Raw genomic sequence first — 18,638 nt, 5'->3', positions numbered from 1 at the left:
CCGCCGACTGCAGTCCAGTTTCCGGGCGCGCTCAACGCACCCGGCGGGGCTTTGTCGTCCGTAAATTTGATAATGGGAGGATCACATGGATTTGAAAATTTTTGACCGGATGGAGTCGGAAGTCAGGGGCTACATTCGGTCGTTTCCAGTGATATTCAGCCAGGCCCGCGGGTCTCTGCTGATCGACGAGGAAGGCACCGAGTACATCGATTTCTTCAGCGGCGCCGGTACCTTGAACTACGGCCACAACAACCCGGTCTTCAAGGAAAAGCTGCTCGAATACCTCGAGTCCGACGGCGTGGTGCACGGCCTGGACATGGCCACCAGCGCCAAGAAGCGCTTCCTCGAGACGGTCGACCGCGTGCTGCTCAAGCCGCGCAACTGGCAATACACCCTGCAGTTCACCGGTCCCACCGGAACCAACGCGGTCGAAGCCGCACTCAAGATCGCCCGTCAGGTCAAGGGCCGCTCCAACATCATCTCGTTCACCCACGGCTTCCACGGCGTGAGCGGCGGCTCGCTGTCCGCCACCGCGAACATGAAGTTCCGCGATGCCGCCGGCTACGCGCTGGGCAACACGACCTTCATGCCGTACGACGGTTACTTCGGCCCCGACGTCGACACCATCGCCTTCCTGGAGCGCATGCTCGATGACCCGAGCAGCGGCCTGGACAAGCCGGCCGGCGTGATCGTCGAGACCGTGCAGGGCGAGGGCGGCGTGAACGTGGCCACCCTGCGCTGGCTCAAGGAGCTCGAGAAGCTCTGCCGTCGCCACGACATGCTGCTGATCGTGGACGACATCCAAGTGGGCTGCGGACGCACCGGCAGCTTCTTCAGCTTCGAGTCGGCCGGCATCCGCCCCGACATCATCACGCTGTCGAAGTCGCTCTCGGGCTTCGGCCTGCCCATGTCGCTCGTGCTGATGAAGCCCGAACTCGACATCTGGAAGCCGGGCGCCCACAGCGGCACTTTCCGCGGCAACAACCTCGCGTTCGTCACGGCGGCGCAGGCGCTGGACACCTACTGGGCCAGCGACGCGTTCTCGACCGAGGTGCAGCGCAAGGAGCGCCTGGTGCGCGACTGGCTCGAAAACCTCGCCCACAGCTACCCGAATGCCGGGCTGGCCGTGCGCGGCCGCGGCCTGATCCAGGGCCTGGTGGCGACGACGGACCATGGCCTGGCCAACCGCATCGCGCACAAGGCGTTCGAGCGTGGCGTGGTGATCGAAACCTCGGGCGCGCACGACGAAGTGCTCAAGCTGCTGCCCGCGCTGACGATCGAGGATGAACTGTTGACCCGTGGCCTGGACGTGATCGAGGCCAGCGTGGCCGATGCCCTGGGCGAAGACGAGAAGTCCGCCCGTGTACTCAAATTTGGAGGTAAGCGTCGATGATCGTGCGTAATGTGAAAGATGTGATTGGCACCAAGGACGAGGTGCGTACCGATACCTGGGTCAGCCGCCGCGTGCTGCTGAAGAAGGACAACATGGGTTTCTCGTTCCATGAAACCACGATCTTCCCCGGCACGCGCACGCACATCCACTACAAGAACCACCTCGAGGCCGTCTGGTGCATCGAGGGCGACGGTTCGATCGAAACCATTGCCGATGGCAAGAAGTACGACCTGGGCCCGGGCGTGGTCTACGCCCTGAACGAAAACGACGAGCACTGGCTGTGTGGCGGCAAGGAGCCGCTGCGGGTGATCTGCGTCTTCAATCCGCCCCTGACCGGCCAGGAAGTGCACGACGCCGACGGCGTGTACGCGCTGCCCGCCGACGCCAAGGTCGCCGCCTGAGGTACTCACGAATAGGAGAGTCTTATGATTTCACCTGCGAAGGATCCGTACGCCTCGCGTACGGATCGCGGTTCCGCCATCATTGCGCGCCAGGACCCGGTGGTCTACGGCGACGGAATGTATGCCGACGCGCTGAGCACCGACCAGGTCCAGTCGTATGAGCGCGATGGTTTCCTGCTGCTCGAAGACGTGTTTTCCGCCGACGAAGTCGCGCACCTGCTCGGCGAAGTCGAGCGCATGACGCGCGACCCGGCGATCATCCGCCGCGAAGAGGCCATCACCGAGCGCAACACCAATGTGGTGCGGTCGATCTTCATGGTGCACGTGCTCAGCCCGATCCTGGCGCGTCTGTCGCGCGATCCGCGCGTGGCCAACGTGGCCCGCCAGATCCTGGGTTCCGAGGTCTACCTGCACCAGTCGCGCGCCAACATGAAGCCCGGCTTTCACGGCAAGGAGTTCTATTGGCACTCCGACTTTGAAACCTGGCACGTGGAAGACGGCATGCCGTCGATGCGCGCGCTCAGTTGCTCGGTGCTGCTCTCGGACAACAACGAGACCAACGGCCCGCTCATGCTGGTGCCCGGTTCGCACCGCCAGTTCATCTCGTGCGTGGGCGAAACCCCGCGCGACCACTACAAGCAGTCGCTGAAGAAGCAGGAATACGGCGTGCCCGACCAGGTCAGCCTGCAGCTGCTCGCCGAGCAGGGCGGGATCAAGACCATGATGGCCAAGGCCGGGTCCGTGATCTTCTTCGATTGCAACACCATGCACGGCTCGAACAGCAACATCTCGCCGTGGCCGCGCTCGAACGTCTTCATGGTCTACAACAGCATGGAGAACACGCTGAATCCGCCGAAGTACGGCCTGGATCCGCGTCCCGAGCACATCGCCACGCGCAAGGCGTTCAAGGCGGTGACCCCGCTGGACACGCTCAAGCTGGTCGGCTGACCTCCCAATGCTCGCGGCGATCCGCCGTGGCAGACCCATTCCCCGGGGTGATCCTCCGGGGTTTTTTTCGTCCGGTCCCGGCGTGGCTCCGTGAGGAGGGGCAGGGCTGGCTCTAAGACGGCGGTCTCGAGGCTGCTATGCTGACGCGCTTCCATGTGACCCTTTCCTGCCGCCATGTCCGCCCGGATCCGCAGTCTGCACATCTACCCCGTCAAATCCTGTGCCGGTATCGACCTGGCCGCCGCGCCGGTCGATCGCGCCGGGCTGCGCCATGATCGGCGCTGGATGATCGTGTCGGCCGAGGGGCAGTTCATGACGCAGCGCCAATGGCCGCGCATGGCCCTGATCGGCACCGCGCTCGACGCGTCCGCGCTCACGCTGAGCGCGCCGGGCCAGGCGCCGCTGCGGGTGGCGCTCGACGAGAGCGGCCTGTCGGACACGGTGGAGCAGGTGGGCGTCTGGCGCGACACCGTCGCCGCCCGCCAGGACACCCCGGCGGCGGCCGACTGGCTCAGCACCTTCCTGGGCACGCCGTGCCGGCTGCTCAAGGTCGACGCCGACGCGCGCCGTCCGGCCAAGCCCGAGTGGGTCGACGGCTGGCGCGAGCGCCATCCCGACCTGGCCGACGCCTTCGATGGCGACCATTTCTTCGGATTCGCCGATGGCTTTCCGCTGCTGGTGGCCAACCAGGCCTCGCTCGACGACTTGAACCAGCGACTGGCCGCGCGTGGCGTGGCACCGGTGCCGATGGACCGTTTCCGGCCCAACATCGTGGTCGAGAGCGACGACTGGCCCGCCTTCGAGGAAGACCAGACCGCCGTGCTGCGGCTGGGCGAGGTGACGCTGGCCTTCGTCAAGCCCTGCACGCGCTGCTCGATCCCCGACATCGACCAGCGCACGGCCGAAATGCATGCCGAACCCGGTCGCACGCTGGCCGGCTATCGCAATCTCGAGATCGGGGTCGTGTTCGGCCAGAACGCCATCGTGGCGGCGCCGGCCGGCGCCACGCTGCGCGTGGGCGACCCGGCCGAGATCGAACTGGATTTCTGAAGCAGGCCGGCGCCTGAGCGCCGACGGCCTCAGGGGGTGGCGAGCTTCAGGCCGACCAGGCCGGCCACGATCAGCATCACGCTGGCGATGCGCATCGGGCTGGCCGACTCGCCAAACAAGACGATGCCGGCGATGAAGGCCCCGAGCGTGCCGATGCCCACCCACACGGCGTAGGCGGTGCCGAGCGGCAGGGTTTTCATGGCGGTGGCGAGCAGCCAGAAGCTCACGATCATGCCGGCAACGGTGACGACCGAGGGCATGAGGCGGGTGAAGCCGTGGGTGTATTTGAGGCCGATGGCCCAGACGACTTCGAAGAGGCCGGCGAGAACGAGGATGACCCAGGTCATGGAAACAGCTCCTGTAGACGCGGCAGCCGCTCCGATGCGAACTGCCTGAGAGAGGGGCCGTCCCCGGGATGATGGGCGCGATGACGCTGGGGGCGGGCCTTGGTGGTTGGCACGTCTTAGTTGGCACTCAGTGGTTCCCACTCCGTGGTTGGCACTCCGTGGTTGCCACTCCGTGGTTGCCACGCAGTGCCTGCCACTCGGTGCCTGCCACTCCGTGCTTGCCACCCGATGCCTGGCCCGGCGTCAAAGTCACTACCGGGTCGTCCCGGAGCCAAAGATTATAGAATATCGGTCTGCCGGGGACAAAGCCGGGTGTCCCCCTGCCTCATGGGCGCGCGTGGCGGCGCGTTCCGCGTCCGCCGCCCGGGCCATCTTGCGGTTCCGGCCCGCAAACCCAGGAATTTGATTCATATGCAACGCATTATGCTGCGGGCGAAGCTGCACCGCGTCACGGTCACCGAAGCTGATCTGCACTACGAAGGTTCGTGCGGTATCGACGAAGACCTGCTCGACGCCGCCGGCATGCGCGAGTTCGAACGCATCGAACTCTACAACGTCACCAATGGCGAGCGCTTCGACACCTACATCATCAAGGCCGCTCGCGGCAGCGGCGCGATCTCGCTCAACGGCGCGGCCGCACGCAAGGCGCAGGTCGGCGACCTGCTGATCATCTGCACCTACGGCCCGATGTCCGAAGAGGATTCGGCGCGTCACAAGCCGCAGGTCGTGCTGGTCACCGACGACAATCGCGTCAAGGAAATCCGCAAGTTCCCGGAGTGATCCGGGCCGGCGGGGCGCAGCGCGCGCCCCGCGCCTCCCTATCCGTAACATCATGAGCTTCTCGGTCACCATCCAACCCAGCCAGCACCAGTTCAAGGTCGAGTCCGGCCAGACCGTCCTCGACGCGGCGCTCGCCGCCGGCATCGTGCTGCCGTACAGCTGCCGCACCGGCGCCTGCTCCACCTGCAAGGGCAAGGTGGTGTCCGGCGAGGTCGACGCCGGCACCTACCCGGCGCAGATCCTGTCGCCCGAGGAGCTCGCCGCCGGCTACACGCTGTTCTGTCAGGCCAAGCCCCAGACCGACCTGGTGGTCGAGTCCACCGAGGTGCGCCTGGCCTCCGACATCCAGATCCGCAAGATGCCCTCGCGTGTGCAGACGCTCGAGCGCATCGGCAACGACGTCACCGTGCTCAAGCTGCAGCTGCCCGCCTCGGAGCAGTTCCGCTACTACGCCGGCCAGTACGTCGAGATCATCCTCAAGGACAACAAGCGCCGCAGCTATTCCATGGCCGGCGCGCCGCACACGGGCAGCCCGCTCGAGCTGCACATCCGCCACATGCCCGGCGGCCTGTTCACCGACCACGTGTTCGGCGCCGGCGCCACCCAGATGAAAGAGCGCGAGATCCTGCGCCTCGAAGGCCCGTTCGGTTCGTTCTTCCTGCGCGAAGACTCCGACAAGCCCATCATCCTGCTCGCCAGCGGCACCGGTTTCGCACCGGTCAAAGCCATCGTCGAGCACATGATCCACAAGGAAATCCGCCGCCCGGTCACGCTGTACTGGGGCGGTCGCCGCCCGGCCGATCTCTACATGAGCGCGCTGGCGCAATCGTGGGCCGACACGCTGCCGGATTTCCGCTTCGTGCCCGTGATCTCCAACGCCCTCGAAGAGGATGGCTGGACCGGCCGTACCGGCTTCGTCCACGAGGCCGTGATGGCCGACCTGCCCGACATGGCCGCCTATCAGGTCTATGCCTGTGGCGCGCCCCCGATGGTCGACGCCGCGCGCCGCCAGTTCAGCGCCCAGTGCGGCCTGCCGGCCGAGGAGTTCTACGCCGACGCGTTCACCTCCGAGGCCGACCTGGCCAAGGGCTGAGCTGGGCGCGCCTCGCCCCGCCTGCCGCCGTTCTCCGGTGGCGTGCCCCCGCTGCGGGGCATGCGCCGCGCAGGGCACCGGTGCCGTCCTCGACGCCCGCCTTTCGGCGGGCGTTTTCGTGGGCGCCCGGTTTGGGGGCGGGGGGCGGGTCATGCGACAATCAAAGACGTCCCGCCGGGCATCGGCACGGCGAGGATGTCTCCCCTTTTTTTTAGCGATCTTCGCGTCGCGCCCGGAGTACACTGCCGCACCAAGTTCGGGGCGGGCAATCCGGCACGCGCGTCCTACCAGTTGGCCCGGCGCCTCGGGCAGGGAGTATTGAGCGCATGAAAGTAGCGGTTTTGGGCAGCGGCATCATCGGGGTCTCCACCGCCTGGTGGCTCAAGCAGGCCGGCCATGACGTCGTCGTCGTTGATCGCTGCACGGGCGCCGCCCAGGAAACCAGCCTGGCCAACGGCTCGCAGATCTCCGTGTCGTATGCCGAGCCCTGGGCCAATCCGCAGGCGCCGTTCAAGCTGCTCAGATGGATGTTCCAGGACGACGCGCCGCTGCTGTTCCGGCCGCAGCTCGACTGGCGTCAATGGATGTGGGGCCTGGCCTTTCTGCGCGAGTGCCTGCCCTCGCGCCTCGCGCCCAACATCCGCGCCATGGTGCGCATGGCCGAATACAGCCGCGCCACGCTGCAGGGCATGCGCGCCGAGCTCGGCATCCAGTACGACCACCTCGAGCGCGGCATCCTCAATTTCTACCGCGACCCCCACGAATTCGAGAACTCGCAGCGCGCCGCCGGGCTGATGCGCGACTTCGGCGTGGAGCGTCGCGTGATCAACACCGACGAAGTGATCGCGATCGAACCCGCCCTGGCGCCGCATCGCGGCACTATCGTGGGCGGCGACTACACCCCCGAAGACGAAAGCGGCGACGTGCACCTGTTTGCCACCGCGCTGGCCGCGCGTTGCGAGCAGGCGGGCGTCGAGTTCCGTTTCAGTACCCGCATCACGCGCCTGCTTTCCGAGGGCGGCCAGGTGCGCGGCGTGGAGCTGATCGAGCCCGACGGCCGCTACGGGCGCATCGAGGCCGACGCCTACGTGGCGGCCATGGGCAGCTACACGCCCGAGCTGGTGCGCCCCCTCGGCGTCGCGTGCAACGTCTATCCCGCCAAGGGGTACTCGGCCACGTTCCCGATCCTGGACGGCGCGCGCGCGCCGTCGGTGAGCCTCACCGATTCGAGCCACAAGGTGGTGTTTTCGCGGCTGGGCAATCGCCTGCGCATGGCGGGCACCGCGGAGCTCTCGGGATATTCGCGCAGCCTGAACACCGGCCGCTGCGAGGCCCTCACGCGCCTGGCGCGCGAACTGTTTTCCGATGCCCTCGACTACGAGGGCGTCAGCTATTGGTCGGGGTTGCGCCCGTCCACCCCTTCGAACGTGCCCCTGATCGGCCGCACCCGCGTCGCCAACCTGTATCTCAATACGGGTCATGGTACGCTGGGCTGGACGATGGGAGTGGGTTCGGGCCGGGCTTTGGCCGACCTGCTCAGCGGGCGGCGGCCTGAACCGGAATTTCCTTTTCTTGGTCTGTGAACCTATGAAGAAACTGCAACTGAAGGGCCTTGCCCAAGCCTTGCGTGCCAGCCGGTACGCGCTGTTCGGTCTGGCGCTCGCCTCTGGCGTCGCGCATGCCGACGCGGTCGAGATCCAGGTCTGGCACGTGCTCAACGGCGCCAACAAGGCCGAGTTCGACAAACTCATCAAGCAGTACAACAAAGAACAGAAAGACGTGGAGGTCAAGCTTCGCGACTTCCCCAACGAAGCGGCCCTGCAGCAAGAGGCGGCCTCCGCCGTCAAGGCAAAGAAGGCCCCCAACCTGATCCAGCTGAGCGACAACCACTCGCCCGAAGTGGTGGCCGAGCACAAGGCCATCCTGCCGCTGTATCAGCTGCTCGCCAAATACCCGATCAAAGACCTGAACTGGTTCCTGCCGGCCACCAGCGACTTCGTGCGCGACAACAAGGGCCGCCTGCTGGCGTTCCCCTGGATGGCCGAAGTGCCGGTGATGTTCTACAACACCACGCTCTACAAGAAGGCCGGCCTGAACCCCAGCCAGCCCGCCCGCACCTGGACCGACCTCCAGGCCGAGCTGCTCAAGCTGCGTGACGTGGCCGACATCGACTGCCCCTACGCCTCGAGCGAACAGGTCTCCGTCCACCTCGAAAACCTGGCCCCGATCAACAACCAGCTGTACGCGACCAACGAAAACGGTCTGGGCAAGGCCAAGGGCACGCCCACGATGCAGTTCGACACGCTCTACATGCGTCACATCTCACTGATGGTGAGCTGGAAGCGTTCGCTGCTGTTCACGGCCTACTCGGGCGACAAGAAGAGCGACCAGCTCTTCGCCAAGGGCGAGTGCGGCGTGCTCACCTCCACCTCGGGTTCGTTCGGCCAGTTCCTCAACACCCGCTCGCTGTCGTTCGGCGTGGCGCCGCTGCCCTACTACGACCAGGTCACCAAGACCGCCGGCCGTCCGTTCGTGAGCGGTGCGGCCCTGTGGGCGGTCGAAGGCCATCCGCAGGCCCAGGAAAAGGCCACCGCCAACTTCCTGGCCTGGCTGTCCAAGCCGGTGGTGGCCACCGAGTGGCACCAGCAGACCGGTTTCCTGCCGCTGACCGAAGCCGCGTTCCGCGCGTCCGACGTCTCGTTCTACGACAAGGTGCCCGGCGCGCACCAGCTGATCGCGTCGATGCGCGGCCAGCCGGCGCCCAACGGCCGCGGCTTCCGCATTGCCAACTACGAGCGCATCGAGCCCGTGTTCAATGCGCAGCTGCAGGATGCCTTCGACGGCAAGACGCCGCCGGTGGCCGCGCTCAACAACGCCGCCGCGCAGGCCCGCAGCATCTCGACGCAACGCTGATCGGGATTCCTGCGATCGAGGCCACCCTTCGGGGTGGCCTTTTTCATTGCCGCTGCGTTTTTCACGGGCGGCGCCGTGCGCGCTTCCGCTCCGGGGCAGCCCGCCGGCCCGATGGGGCACCAGCTCGCTCGTCTTCGAGGCATGGCGGCGCGGCCGCGATCCGAGCGGCTGCGATCTTCGCGCCGCACCGTACATGACGAGGTTTTGGCGGCCCGCCGATCGGCGCAGGATGAGGGCTCGTGTCATGCATCAGGCATGACGGCGCCGCGGCCACGGAGGCCCTGGCGTGCCGAATCCCATCCTCCACGGAGGCGCCATGAGCGCAGTCGCAGCACCCCCAAGGCAGCGCAGCAGGCCGGGCCGGCAGCTCGCATTCCTCGCATCGATGGCGTCGTGCGTGCTCTTGCCCGGTTGCGGCCTCACCCTGCGCGAACACGGCTGGGCCGTTGCCGGCGATGCCGCGCGCAACGCCTGGCAGGCGCCGCCCGCGGCCTATGATTTCGACTGGCGACTCTCCGGCGACGCCGACGCCGGGCCGGTGCAGATGTTCGGCGACGGCGCCGAGATCTGGCTGCAGTTCGCGCCCGGCCAGCCGGTGCCGGCGCTCTTCGCGCGCACCGCGGCGGGGCTCTCGCCGCTGCCTTACCAGCAGTATCCGCCCTACGTCGTGGTGCGCAGCGATGCCCGCGAGCTGGTGCTGCGCGCGGGGCATCTCGAGGCGCGCGCACGGCATGCGCCCATGCCCACCGCCGAGACCCGGCCCGCGCAAGCCACCCATGTCGCGGCCGCGCCGATTCCCATTCCTGCGCCGCCTCCGGCGCCGCCATCCGCACGTGCCGCGTTGCCGGCATCGCCGCCCGCCGCATCGCACTCCCGCGCGGCCGTTTCCGGCCCGATGGCCGCCGCGGTGGCGCAGCCATCGGCACGCGTGCCCGCGATCGTGCCGTATCGCGCGGCCGCCCCCGACGCCACGCTGCGCGCCGTGCTGGCGCGCTGGGCCGAGCGCGCGGGCTGGACCTTCCACCCCGCGCACTGGGCCGTCGACGCCGACATTCCCCTGGACGGGGCCGCGGTGTTCGGCAGCGACTTCAAGCAAGCGGTCCGCGATCTGCTGGCCAGCACCGAGCTGTCCGACCGGCCGGTGCAGCCGTGCTTCTATGCCAACCAGGTGCTGCGCGTCGTGCCCCTCGCGGCCGCCTGCGATCGCAGCCGTCCGTTCACGCAGGCGGGCGCATGAGGCCGGGCGCCAACGCCATCATGCGTCGTCACGGCGGCGGCCGCGCCTGCCTCCGCACCCTCCGTTCGGTCGATGTCGCGCGACGGCCGGGTTGGCGGGCTTCGCTGCGATCCCTTCGTCCCGCGCTGGTGTCCGTGATGGTGCTGGTCCTGCCGGCGTGCGGATGGCAGGGCAGGGCGGTGCAGGCGCAAGACCGCACGCGCGCCGCCGCGCATCGCATCGACACACTCGAGCGCGACCACGCCCGCCAGCTCAACGATGCCGCGCAACGGCGCGCCGCCCAAGACGTGCCGCATGCCTGGCTCGCGGGGCGGGCGCGACCGCTGGCGCGCGAGCTGCGGCTGCCCGAGCCCCTGCGCCGCCGCATCGACGCCACGCTGCTCTACACAGACCGGCCCGACCTGCCGCAGCTCGCGCAGCGCATCCGCCGCGCCACCGCCATTCCCGTGCGCATCCTGCCCGATGCGCTGCTGCCGCCCGAGCGCTTCCTGCCGCGCCTCAACGGAGTCGACGCCCTCGACACGCACGCCGGCACGCTGCTGCGCCGCGCCGAGCTCGAAAGCGGGCCCCAGCCCCTGGCAGACCTGCTCGACGGCCTGGCCGCACGGCTCTATGTGCACTGGCGATACCAGGCCGGCGCCATCGAGTTCTACCGCACCGACACGCGCGTGTTCGACGTGCGCATGCTGGCCGTCGCGGCACACACGCGCAGCCAGCTCGGGCGCAGCGCCAGCGGCAAGGCCGAGGGCTTCGATCACGGCATGCAGACCGCGATGTCCTCCGGCGATGGCAACGGCCTGGCCGCGTTGCGGGCGCGCGTGCTGCCCTTTCTGTCCAAGGCGGGCGTGGTGTCCGAAGTCACCGCCAATGGCGGCGCACTGGTCGTCACCGACCTGCCCGAGATCCTCGACCGCATCGAGGCCTATGTCGCCCGCGAAAACCGCGCGGCCACGCGGCGCGTGCGCATCCTGCTCGAAGAGCTCACGCTGTCCCGCCGCGATCGCGACGAGCGTGGCATCGATTGGGCCCTCATCTTCTCGCGCGCCAGTGCGGCGCTCAACGCCGCCGGGCCTGCCGCCGCCGCCGGCCAAGGTGCCGCCCTGCTCGGCGCCGGAGTCTCGCGCGGGCAATGGCGCGGCAGCCAGGCCATGCTCGATGTGCTCGCCGAGGCGGGCGTGTCGGTGCATCGCCGCAGCATCCCGCTGCTTACGCTCAATCGCCAGCCCGTCACCCATGCGGTGCACAGCACCTTCTCCTACGTCGATCATGTGCAGGGCGGCGTGATCGGCGGCACCACGGCGCAGCCGGCCGTCGTGCCCTCCATCAGCGTCAGCCAGAAGCGCGAAACGGTCGGCACCTTCGTCACCATCCTGCCCGACGCGCGCGACGACGGCAGCATCCTGCTCTCCATCGGCTACGACAACTCCTATGCCCAGCCGCTGCGCACCCTGTCGTTCGGCCCCGCCGACAGCCAGTTGCGCGTGCAACAGCTCAATCTCGACGGCCACGGCACCGTGCAGCAGGTGGCGCTGCGCCCGGGGCAGCCGGTGCTGCTGGCGGGCTTCGACGCCCGCGAACTCGACAGCGACACGCGCCGGCTGACCCGCGGCGCGCCGCTGCTCGCCGGCGGGCGCGACTCGCTCAGCGATATCCAGCAGCGCACGGTGCTGCTCATCACGGCACAACTGGAGGACGGCGATGTCTGACGCACCCGACTCAACGGATCCCGAGGCCGCGGGCCCGGCCTACGCTGCGCCGGCCGCGGCAGGCCGTGCGGCGCTGTTTGCGCATGCGCAGCCGGATGCCTGGCTGGTCTATGGCCTGCACTGGTGCGCGGTGCTCGGCTCCCATGCGCCGGCGCTGGCGCGGCTGCGCGCGCGCCAGAGCGGCGCCACCCACTTCATCACCGGCGGCGCACGCGTTCTCAGCTGCGGTTGCCTGCGCCTCACGCGCGCCGACCTCCAGCTCGCCGCGCGTCCGGGCGGCGCCGGCGCCGGCAGCGCGGGGCGTGCGCGGATCCTGATGTCGGCGGCGCAGGCCTTCGCCTGCCTGGCCCAAGGGCAGCCGCGCGCCGGCCTCGCGGCGTTGCCCGACGGGCGCTGGTGGCTGGTGGCCGCACAAGACGGCGCGGTGCTGTCGCGCGCCGACCGGATCTTCGACACCCGCAGCGAGGCCGCCGATGCCCTGCAAGCCTTGCTGGAGCAGCATCCCGCCCTGCGCGCCTGCGACGCCGAGGCGCTGAGCCAGCAGTTCAGCCGTTGCCTCGTGCCGGCCGCCCGCATGCAGGTCGTGCGGCGCTGGCATCCCGTGCCGCTTGCCTGCGCCGCCTTCGCCTTGCTGGGCGGGGCCTGGGCGGTCGCCAGCCCCGCCTGGCGCGCAGACGCCGCCACCGCCCACGCGGCCCGCAGCGCGGGGCGGCCGCCCGCCGTGATGGCCGTGGCTCCGCCGCCACGCATCCAGCATGGCCAGACCCTCCCCGACGCGCTGCGGGGATTCGGCCGCCTGCCCTTGGGCGTGCAGGGCTGGCGGCTCGAACACGCTCGTTGCACCTGGCAGGCCATGCCCGCCGGATGGGCGTGCCGCGCGCGCTATCGCCGGGTCGCGGCCGAAGCCACCAGTGCCCGTCTCGACCGCGTGCGCCCCAAGGGCTGGGCCCTGGGCTTCCCCTCGCTCGACGATGCGGACCTGCGCTGGCACGTCGCCGGCCGGCCCATGCTTGCGTTCGATCCGGCCGCCGGCGCGGGCCTGGGCGGCCTGGGCGTGCTGCAGACCCACCGACCCTCGCTGGCCAGCCTGCACGTGGCGCCGCCCAGGCCTGCCGGTGCCGACATGTCCGGCGGCGCCAGCCAGGCGCGCCGCCGCAGCGTGTCCTTGCAGGGGCCGCTGCGCGTCGTGGCCGGCATGCCCTGGCCGGCCTTGCATGCGCAATGGCGCGCCGTCGGGCTGCGGCTCGATCTCGGCAGTGCCAGCCGGGGGGCGCAGAGCCCGATGCTGATCGACGTCGAAGGAGATCTCTATGAACGCTGAAGGGCGCACATCGGGCTGCAAGGCCCCGGCCGGCGGGCGCACGAGCGGGCGCCGGGCCGCTGTCGCACGCGCGTGCCTGCTGCTCTGTTCGCTCGGCTGCATGGCGCTGCAGGTCGCGCCGGCGGCGGAGGATCCAGGCCCGGCCGAGCGCGGCGGCGAGGCGATGTCGGCCGCGGCCGCCACGTCCGCCGCAGCCCCGCCCGACGCCACCGCGCCTGCCGTAGTCCCGCCCGCTGCCGCGCCTGCCCCCGCAGCGGCACCCCCTTCGGCGCCATCTGCAAAAGCGCCCGATGGTGTCGCGCTCCCCGAACCCTGGCCGCAAAGCCCGACGATCGACGACCTGCTCAAGGCCGAGCAGGGCGCCCGCCATCCCGAGGCCGGCGCAAAGCCTGCGGCCCTCACGAAGGGCGTGCGCGTGCGGGCCATTTACGGGGTGGGCCGCCACCTGATGGCCGACGTCTGGGTGGATGGCGAGCTGCTGCGTTTTCGCAGCGGGCAACGCCTGCCGCGGCGGCGCGAGGCGCGCGCGGTCGCGCCCTACGCGCTGCTCCGTATCGAGCCGCCGTGCGTGGTCTTGCAGCACGAAAATGCGCCGGTGCGTGCCTGCATGCTGGGCGCCCCCGACGGGCCGCAAGGGGAGTAGCTCATGGCCTCGATGCCGATCGCCTTCGCGGGCTCGCAGGCCGGTGCCCGCAGCGCGCCGGGCCGACCCGTACCGGCCGCGCCCGGGGCGGCGTCCGCGCTCGACACCGTGCCTTGCCGCAGCCTTGCCGACCTGCGGCTCGCCCGCCCGACCTTCCTGCGCAGCCTTCACGTGGAGTTCGACCTGGCCGGCCTGCAGGCCACGCTGTGCCCGATCCTGCTCGACGATGGCCTGGCCGCCTTGCTCGTGCTGCCCGAATACGCCTGCAGCGACGCCGCCGATGAAGTGGAGCGCCTGCTCGCCGCACGCGGCTACACGCTGGCCCGGCCCGCACGCACGCCGGCCACGGCGGCGCTGCTGCTGACCCTCGCGCGTGGCGCCGCCGGGCAGGATGCCGTGGCACGCGACCCGCGCGCCCCTGCTGGCCACGAGGCCGACGCGCCGGCCCAGGCCGGCAGCTCCTCCTTGCTCATGCTGTTTCGCGACATCGTCGCGCAGGCGCTGCGCCTGAATGCCAGCGACATCCATCTGCGCGTCCGCCACGGTGCCGATGCGGGCGAGATCCGCTGCACCATCGACGGCCTGTACGTGACGGTGCCCACGCTGCCGCAATTGCCGGCACGGATGCTGCACGACATGTTGGCGGTGGTCTGGATGGACGTGCGCGGCGGCAACGGCGCGGTGTTCGATCCCGCCAGCGAGCAGCAGGGCCAGCTGCGCTGCGACGTGGCCGGAGAGTCGGTGTTGCTGCGCTGGGCATCGCTCGCCACCGATGCCGGTCCGGCCGTGTGCCTGCGCGTGATCCGGCAGGCGCCGGACCGTCTGCCCCGGCTGCGCCGGCTGGGCTTTCTGCCCGCGCAGTATCGGCAGATCCGCCAGGCCTGCCGCATCGATGGCGGCGCCGTCGTGGTGGCGGGGCAGGTCGGCGCCGGAAAGTCCACCACGCTCGCCGCCATGCTGGCCGCGTTGCCCGACACCCGCAAGCTCATCACCCTCGAAGATCCCGTCGAAACGCCGATTCCGGGCGCGCTTCAGAACACCGTGGTGCGCGAGCTCGCGCCCGCGCCGCGCGATGACGCGGCGCGCCACCCCTTCGACACCAAGCTGAAGACCCTCAAGCGCTGCGCGCTGCACGACTTCTATCTGGGCGAGGTGCGCGACCACGAAACGGGCCGCGCCTTTGCCGACATGGCCAGCGCCGGCATCAATGTCTACACCAGCACGCACGCCGGCGCGCTGCACGCGATCGCCGATCGGCTGTCGAGCGATTTCATCGGCGTGTCGGCCGATCTGTTGGCCGCGCCGGGCGTGCTCAAGCTGCTGGTGTGTCAGGCGCTGGCGCCGCGACTGTGCCGGGCGTGCGCCCTGCCGTGGCATCCCACGCACGCGGGGCGCGCCTGGCTGACGCTGTGGCGTTGGTGCCGACGGCATCATCCCTCGCGCGTGCGGCGGGTGCGCCGGCGCAATCCGCAAGGCTGCGATCGCTGCGCCCCGGGGCGCCCGGCCGCGCTGTGGGGCTACCGCGGTCGTATCGTCGTGGCCGATGTGTGCGGCGGCGAGGGCCTGGCGCACGGCAGCGGCGGCGTCCATCCGCTTCCACTCGCGGGGGCGGCGCTGGCGCGCATCGCGCGCGGCGACATCGATCCGGCCTGGTTCGCTGACCAGGCGGGCGGCATCGATGCGCTGTGGCGCTCATGGCGCCTCGCCCGGCTTCGCGACCTCCCGGCGGCCGCCCGGCGCCGGCCCGGCGCCGCGCTCGGGCAGGCAAGCCCATGAGCCAGGCCCTGCATCTCTCCCGTTGGCGCCTGTGGCTGGCTGACCGCCTCGCCTGGCTGCGCCTGCGCACCGACGCCTGGCGATTTCGTGCCCTGCGCGCCGACTACTACGCCTATCTCGCCGCCTTGCTCGAGGCGGCCGAGGGCAGGCACACGCTGCGCGACGTCTTCGTGCGCGATGCGTTGCGGCACGGCGCCGCCACCGTGCGGGGCCGGCTGTCGGCACACTGGGCGGCGGCATGCGACGCACACGCGGGCGACCTGGCCGCGGTCTGGGGCGGCACGCTGCCCGTCGAAGAATGCATGGTGGTTGGGGCCGCCCAGCCGGCCGGTGCGTTCGCGCTGACACAGGCGCTGTCCAATCTGGCGCGCGTGTGTGCGCTGATGCAGCGGGCACGGCACGAGGCCGGCGCCACGCTGGCGGCGGCCGCCATCGCACTGCTCGTTCTGCTCTGCACGCTCGCCGCCGTCGGGCACTACACCGCGCCGCAGCTGTTGCGCACCTTCTCCGCCATTCCGCCCACCTACTTCGGCGCCTCCTCGCGGCTGCTGTTCGGGTTGGCCGACGTGGTGGTGCGCTACGGGCCCTTGCTGCTCGGCCTGCTGCTGGCCGCGCTCTGGGCCTGGCTTGCCGCCTTTCCGAACCTCACGCATCGCTGGCGCCGCGGGCTCGATGGCATAGGGCCATGGCGGCTCTACCGCGATCTGCAGGCCACGCGCTTCCTGACCCTGCTCGAGGTGCTGCTGCAGCAGCGCGGTCATCTCGATACGCGGCTGCGCACGGCGCTGTTGGCGCAGCGTCCCTATGCGCGGCCTTGGCTGGGCTGGCACATCGACGCCATGCTCGCGCGCATCGAGCGCGGCGAGGTCGGTGCAAGCACCTTCGACACCGGCCTGTTCGATCGCCGCATGGGATGGTTCCTGAGCGACATGGCGCTGGCGCACGGCCTGGAGCCGGCGCTGCGCCAGGCCCGGGCCCGTGTCGAATCCCATCTGCTGCCCAGCGTAGCGCGCCAGGCCGGCGCGTTGCGATGGGGCGTGTTGCTGAGCGTGGCCGGGATGATGGTCGCGCTGGTGCTGTGGCATTACCAGGTCATCGACGAGCTACGCCGCGCGTTGGTGCAGGTCTATGCCAGTTATTGAGGCCGCGCCAGCCGCGGCGTTATCCCGGAGACCCTCCATGACTACCTGCCTCGCCTCCACATCCCGCCCGTCCACCGTCCGCCCGCCGCGGCGCCGCACCCGAGCCGCGCGTCGCCTGACGCTGGCACGCCAGGCCGGGCTGTCGCTGGTCGAAGTGTCCATCGTCGCTGCCATCCTGATGCTGGTCGCCGTGTTCGGCATCCCCTCCATCCGCGGCTACGTCATCGAGCATCGGGTGCCGCGCCTGGCCGAGGAAATCCAGCGCTTCGTGGCGCGCACGCAGGGGCAGGGCTGGACCATGGGGCCCGCGCCCTACGCATCGATGAGCAACGTCGCGCTCGCCCGCGCGCTGCAGGGCTCCACGCTGGTGTCGGTGCAGGACGGCGATACCGATGCGCCGATCCTGCAGCATGGGCTCGGCCAGAGCGGTCGCATCACGGCAGTGCCGGTGGCGTTGCCCGGCGGCGAGGCTGGCAGTGGCTACCAGCTCAGCTTCTCCGACGTCCACGATGCCGCCTGCCCGGGGCTGGCGACCGTGCTGCAGTCGCTCGCCGCCCAGGTCACGCTGCAGGGCAAGGGCGCCGCCGTTACCCTCAAAGACGACACCAAGACGCCGGCCGTCGCCTTCGATGGCCTCAAGGCCATGGAATCGTGCGCGCCGGGCGACCACAACCGCTTCGTGTTCACCTTCCGATGAGCGCCCGCCCGCGCGTCGTCCGGCGCCTTCCCGGCGGGCCGCGCATGGTCGGCTTCGCGCTGCTGGAATTCTCGATCGCCGCGTTGCTCGCCGTGCTGGTCGCGCTCGGGGTGGCCGACCGTCTGGCGCGCGAGGCGCTCGACGCGTCGGCGCGGGCGAGCGGGGTGTGGCTGCACGAGGTGCTCGACGCCCTGGGCGCGGCGCTGGCGCAGGATCAGGCCGCCTGGGCGGGCGGCGACCCGCCGCGCGACGGGCAGGGCGCGCCGCGTTACACAGACCCGCAACGGCCCTCCCTGGCGGAGCTGCGGCGCGCGGGCCTGTTGCCCCAGGGCTTTCCGGAGCGGGCCCCGCTGGGCTTTGGCGTGCGCCTGCGCGTCGCGGGCACGGGCTGCCCGGGCACCGGTTGCCGGCTCGACGGCGTGGCGACCTCCGACCGCCCCGTCTCCGGTGGGCGCGCGCGTCCGCTCGACCTCGTGGCCGTGGCGCCCTTGCTGGCGCAGCTCGAGGGGCACGGCGCCTGGGTCGAGCCCGGCAGCGGCCGCCTGCTGGGCCGTGCGGCGGGCGTGGCTGCGCTGGCCGCCGTGGCTGCCGCGCGCGAGGCGCCCGGCACCGTGCTGGCCTGGACCGGCCACGCGCCGGGTGCGGCCGGCGCGCCCGACCCCCGTTACGTCTGGGTCCACGACAGCCGCGACCCGCAGTTGCGCGGCGCGCTCAGCGTGGCGGGCCCGCTGCAGGCGGGCGGCCCGGTGAGCGCCGGCACCTACCTCAGCCCGGCGCGTTTTGCCCGCGAAGGCAGCACCTGCCGGGCACCGCTGGGCGCGCTGGCGAGCGGCGCGCAGGGCGAGGTGCTGGTGTGCCGGGGCGCCGTCTGGCACGCCGCGGAGGGTCGGTCGCGTTTCGGCGGCGCCTACTTCGTCAGCGTCGACCACGGCTGCTCGCGCAGCCAGGGCGCCCAGACCCGCAATCCTTACACCAGTCAATGCTCCTGCCCGTCGGGCTACCGGCCGCTGATGGTGGCCAATTCGGCGGGCGGCGGCTGGGGCTACATCTGTTACGCCCCCTGAAGGGCGCGGCGCTGGGTAAACGTCCTACAGAGGAGGGCGGGCGCCCGAATGCCGGGGACGTCCCCCCGGCAGCCCGGCTGGCTTCCCTGCGCCTTGCCTCTATAATCAAAAATTCGCCTAAATCCCG

Annotated in this window: 17 protein-coding genes; 16 read left to right on the top strand and 1 reads right to left on the bottom strand. The window is 70.4% G+C overall.

The features are described from left to right. Nucleotides 1–85 precede the first annotated feature (85 nt). From ectB to CEG14_RS15900, 4 genes are all read left to right on the top strand, one after another. On the top strand, nt 86–1,393 hold the full coding sequence (ectB, locus tag CEG14_RS15915) for a diaminobutyrate--2-oxoglutarate transaminase (protein WP_094827278.1): 1,308 nt from the start codon (nt 86–88) through the stop codon (nt 1,391–1,393). Further along, complete coding sequence (locus tag CEG14_RS15910; RefSeq protein ID WP_094827277.1) at nt 1,390–1,794, top strand: ectoine synthase; 405 nt, start codon at nt 1,390–1,392, stop codon at nt 1,792–1,794. The genes ectB and CEG14_RS15910 overlap by 4 nt, the downstream gene beginning before the upstream one ends. Nucleotides 1,795–1,818: 24 nt before the next feature. After that, nucleotides 1,819–2,742, top strand: coding sequence for an ectoine hydroxylase (thpD, locus tag CEG14_RS15905; RefSeq protein ID WP_094827276.1), 924 nt, complete (start codon nt 1,819–1,821; stop codon nt 2,740–2,742). A gap of 174 nt (nt 2,743–2,916) precedes the next feature. Beyond that, on the top strand, nt 2,917–3,792 hold the full coding sequence (locus tag CEG14_RS15900) for an MOSC domain-containing protein (protein ID WP_094827275.1): 876 nt from the start codon (nt 2,917–2,919) through the stop codon (nt 3,790–3,792). Nucleotides 3,793–3,821: 29 nt separating this feature from the next. On the opposite strand, the gene sugE is transcribed toward CEG14_RS15900, so the two are convergent. Next, the gene (sugE, locus tag CEG14_RS15895) at nt 3,822–4,139 is read right to left on the bottom strand and encodes a quaternary ammonium compound efflux SMR transporter SugE (RefSeq protein ID WP_094827274.1); all 318 of its coding nucleotides are present in this window, start codon (nt 4,137–4,139) and stop codon (nt 3,822–3,824) included. Between the two features lie 411 nt (nt 4,140–4,550). Here sugE and panD point away from each other — a divergent pair, with 411 nt between their 5' ends. The 12 genes from panD to CEG14_RS15835 all read left to right on the top strand — a co-directional run bounded on the left by panD (nt 4,551) and on the right by CEG14_RS15835 (nt 18,511). Further along, nucleotides 4,551–4,919 carry an aspartate 1-decarboxylase gene (panD, locus tag CEG14_RS15890; RefSeq protein ID WP_094827273.1) on the top strand — a complete coding sequence of 123 codons (369 nt, stop codon included), beginning with the start codon at nt 4,551–4,553 and terminating at the stop codon, nt 4,917–4,919. Between the two features lie 52 nt (nt 4,920–4,971). Beyond that, nucleotides 4,972–6,012, top strand: a complete 1,041-nt coding sequence (locus tag CEG14_RS15885) for a CDP-6-deoxy-delta-3,4-glucoseen reductase (protein WP_094827272.1) — start codon at nt 4,972–4,974, stop codon at nt 6,010–6,012. Between the two features lie 326 nt (nt 6,013–6,338). Beyond that, entirely contained in the window at nt 6,339–7,595 is a 1,257-nt protein-coding gene (locus tag CEG14_RS15880) for a D-amino acid dehydrogenase (RefSeq protein ID WP_094827271.1), read from the top strand. Nucleotides 7,596–7,599: 4 nt separating this feature from the next. Further along, nucleotides 7,600–8,925 carry an extracellular solute-binding protein gene (locus CEG14_RS15875; RefSeq protein WP_094827270.1) on the top strand — a complete coding sequence of 442 codons (1,326 nt, stop codon included), beginning with the start codon at nt 7,600–7,602 and terminating at the stop codon, nt 8,923–8,925. 316 nt (nt 8,926–9,241) lie between these two features. Then, on the top strand, nt 9,242–10,162 hold the full coding sequence (locus CEG14_RS15870) for a TcpQ domain-containing protein (protein WP_256985741.1): 921 nt from the start codon (nt 9,242–9,244) through the stop codon (nt 10,160–10,162). 137 nt (nt 10,163–10,299) lie between these two features. Continuing rightward, entirely contained in the window at nt 10,300–11,868 is a 1,569-nt protein-coding gene (locus CEG14_RS15865; protein WP_094827268.1) for a hypothetical protein, read from the top strand. After that, nucleotides 11,861–13,189, top strand: a complete 1,329-nt coding sequence (locus CEG14_RS15860; RefSeq protein ID WP_094827267.1) for a type 4b pilus protein PilO2 — start codon at nt 11,861–11,863, stop codon at nt 13,187–13,189. The genes CEG14_RS15865 and CEG14_RS15860 overlap by 8 nt, the downstream gene beginning before the upstream one ends. Then, nucleotides 13,179–13,832, top strand: a complete 654-nt coding sequence (locus CEG14_RS26390) for a hypothetical protein (protein WP_179280612.1) — start codon at nt 13,179–13,181, stop codon at nt 13,830–13,832. The genes CEG14_RS15860 and CEG14_RS26390 overlap by 11 nt, the downstream gene beginning before the upstream one ends. A 3-nt stretch (nt 13,833–13,835) precedes the next feature. Continuing rightward, nucleotides 13,836–15,608, top strand: a complete 1,773-nt coding sequence (locus CEG14_RS15850) for an ATPase, T2SS/T4P/T4SS family (RefSeq protein ID WP_256985740.1) — start codon at nt 13,836–13,838, stop codon at nt 15,606–15,608. Continuing rightward, entirely contained in the window at nt 15,605–16,750 is a 1,146-nt protein-coding gene (locus CEG14_RS15845; RefSeq protein WP_094827266.1) for a hypothetical protein, read from the top strand. The genes CEG14_RS15850 and CEG14_RS15845 overlap by 4 nt, the downstream gene beginning before the upstream one ends. Nucleotides 16,751–16,787: 37 nt before the next feature. Next, a complete protein-coding gene (locus CEG14_RS15840; protein ID WP_255032384.1) occupies nt 16,788–17,447 on the top strand; it encodes a pilus assembly FimT family protein in 660 nt (219 codons plus the stop codon). Beyond that, on the top strand, nt 17,444–18,511 hold the full coding sequence (locus CEG14_RS15835) for a hypothetical protein (protein WP_143277227.1): 1,068 nt from the start codon (nt 17,444–17,446) through the stop codon (nt 18,509–18,511). The genes CEG14_RS15840 and CEG14_RS15835 overlap by 4 nt, the downstream gene beginning before the upstream one ends. The last annotated feature ends 127 nt before the right edge of the window (nt 18,512–18,638 follow it).

Source organism: Bordetella genomosp. 1 (genome assembly GCF_002261335.1).
Lineage (GTDB): Bacteria > Pseudomonadota > Gammaproteobacteria > Burkholderiales > Burkholderiaceae_B > Bordetella.
Note: the sequence above shows the minus strand (reverse complement) of the source record. Positions and strands in the feature narration are given on the sequence as shown.

What these genes read in the sequence shown, in the direction of transcription:
- ectB (WP_094827278.1), top strand. Translation starts at nt 86, where the DNA reads ATGGATTTGAAAATTTTTGACCGGATGGAGTCGGAAGTCAGGGGCTAC.
- CEG14_RS15910 (WP_094827277.1), top strand. Translation starts at nt 1,390, where the DNA reads ATGATCGTGCGTAATGTGAAAGATGTGATTGGCACCAAGGACGAGGTG.
- thpD (WP_094827276.1), top strand. Translation starts at nt 1,819, where the DNA reads ATGATTTCACCTGCGAAGGATCCGTACGCCTCGCGTACGGATCGCGGT.
- CEG14_RS15900 (WP_094827275.1), top strand. Translation starts at nt 2,917, where the DNA reads ATGTCCGCCCGGATCCGCAGTCTGCACATCTACCCCGTCAAATCCTGT.
- sugE (WP_094827274.1), bottom strand. Translation starts at nt 4,139, where the DNA reads ATGACCTGGGTCATCCTCGTTCTCGCCGGCCTCTTCGAAGTCGTCTGG.
- panD (WP_094827273.1), top strand. Translation starts at nt 4,551, where the DNA reads ATGCAACGCATTATGCTGCGGGCGAAGCTGCACCGCGTCACGGTCACC.
- CEG14_RS15885 (WP_094827272.1), top strand. Translation starts at nt 4,972, where the DNA reads ATGAGCTTCTCGGTCACCATCCAACCCAGCCAGCACCAGTTCAAGGTC.
- CEG14_RS15880 (WP_094827271.1), top strand. Translation starts at nt 6,339, where the DNA reads ATGAAAGTAGCGGTTTTGGGCAGCGGCATCATCGGGGTCTCCACCGCC.
- CEG14_RS15875 (WP_094827270.1), top strand. Translation starts at nt 7,600, where the DNA reads ATGAAGAAACTGCAACTGAAGGGCCTTGCCCAAGCCTTGCGTGCCAGC.
- CEG14_RS15870 (WP_256985741.1), top strand. Translation starts at nt 9,242, where the DNA reads ATGAGCGCAGTCGCAGCACCCCCAAGGCAGCGCAGCAGGCCGGGCCGG.
- CEG14_RS15865 (WP_094827268.1), top strand. Translation starts at nt 10,300, where the DNA reads ATGGTGCTGGTCCTGCCGGCGTGCGGATGGCAGGGCAGGGCGGTGCAG.
- CEG14_RS15860 (WP_094827267.1), top strand. Translation starts at nt 11,861, where the DNA reads ATGTCTGACGCACCCGACTCAACGGATCCCGAGGCCGCGGGCCCGGCC.
- CEG14_RS26390 (WP_179280612.1), top strand. Translation starts at nt 13,179, where the DNA reads ATGAACGCTGAAGGGCGCACATCGGGCTGCAAGGCCCCGGCCGGCGGG.
- CEG14_RS15850 (WP_256985740.1), top strand. Translation starts at nt 13,836, where the DNA reads ATGGCCTCGATGCCGATCGCCTTCGCGGGCTCGCAGGCCGGTGCCCGC.
- CEG14_RS15845 (WP_094827266.1), top strand. Translation starts at nt 15,605, where the DNA reads ATGAGCCAGGCCCTGCATCTCTCCCGTTGGCGCCTGTGGCTGGCTGAC.
- CEG14_RS15840 (WP_255032384.1), top strand. Translation starts at nt 16,788, where the DNA reads ATGACTACCTGCCTCGCCTCCACATCCCGCCCGTCCACCGTCCGCCCG.
- CEG14_RS15835 (WP_143277227.1), top strand. Translation starts at nt 17,444, where the DNA reads ATGAGCGCCCGCCCGCGCGTCGTCCGGCGCCTTCCCGGCGGGCCGCGC.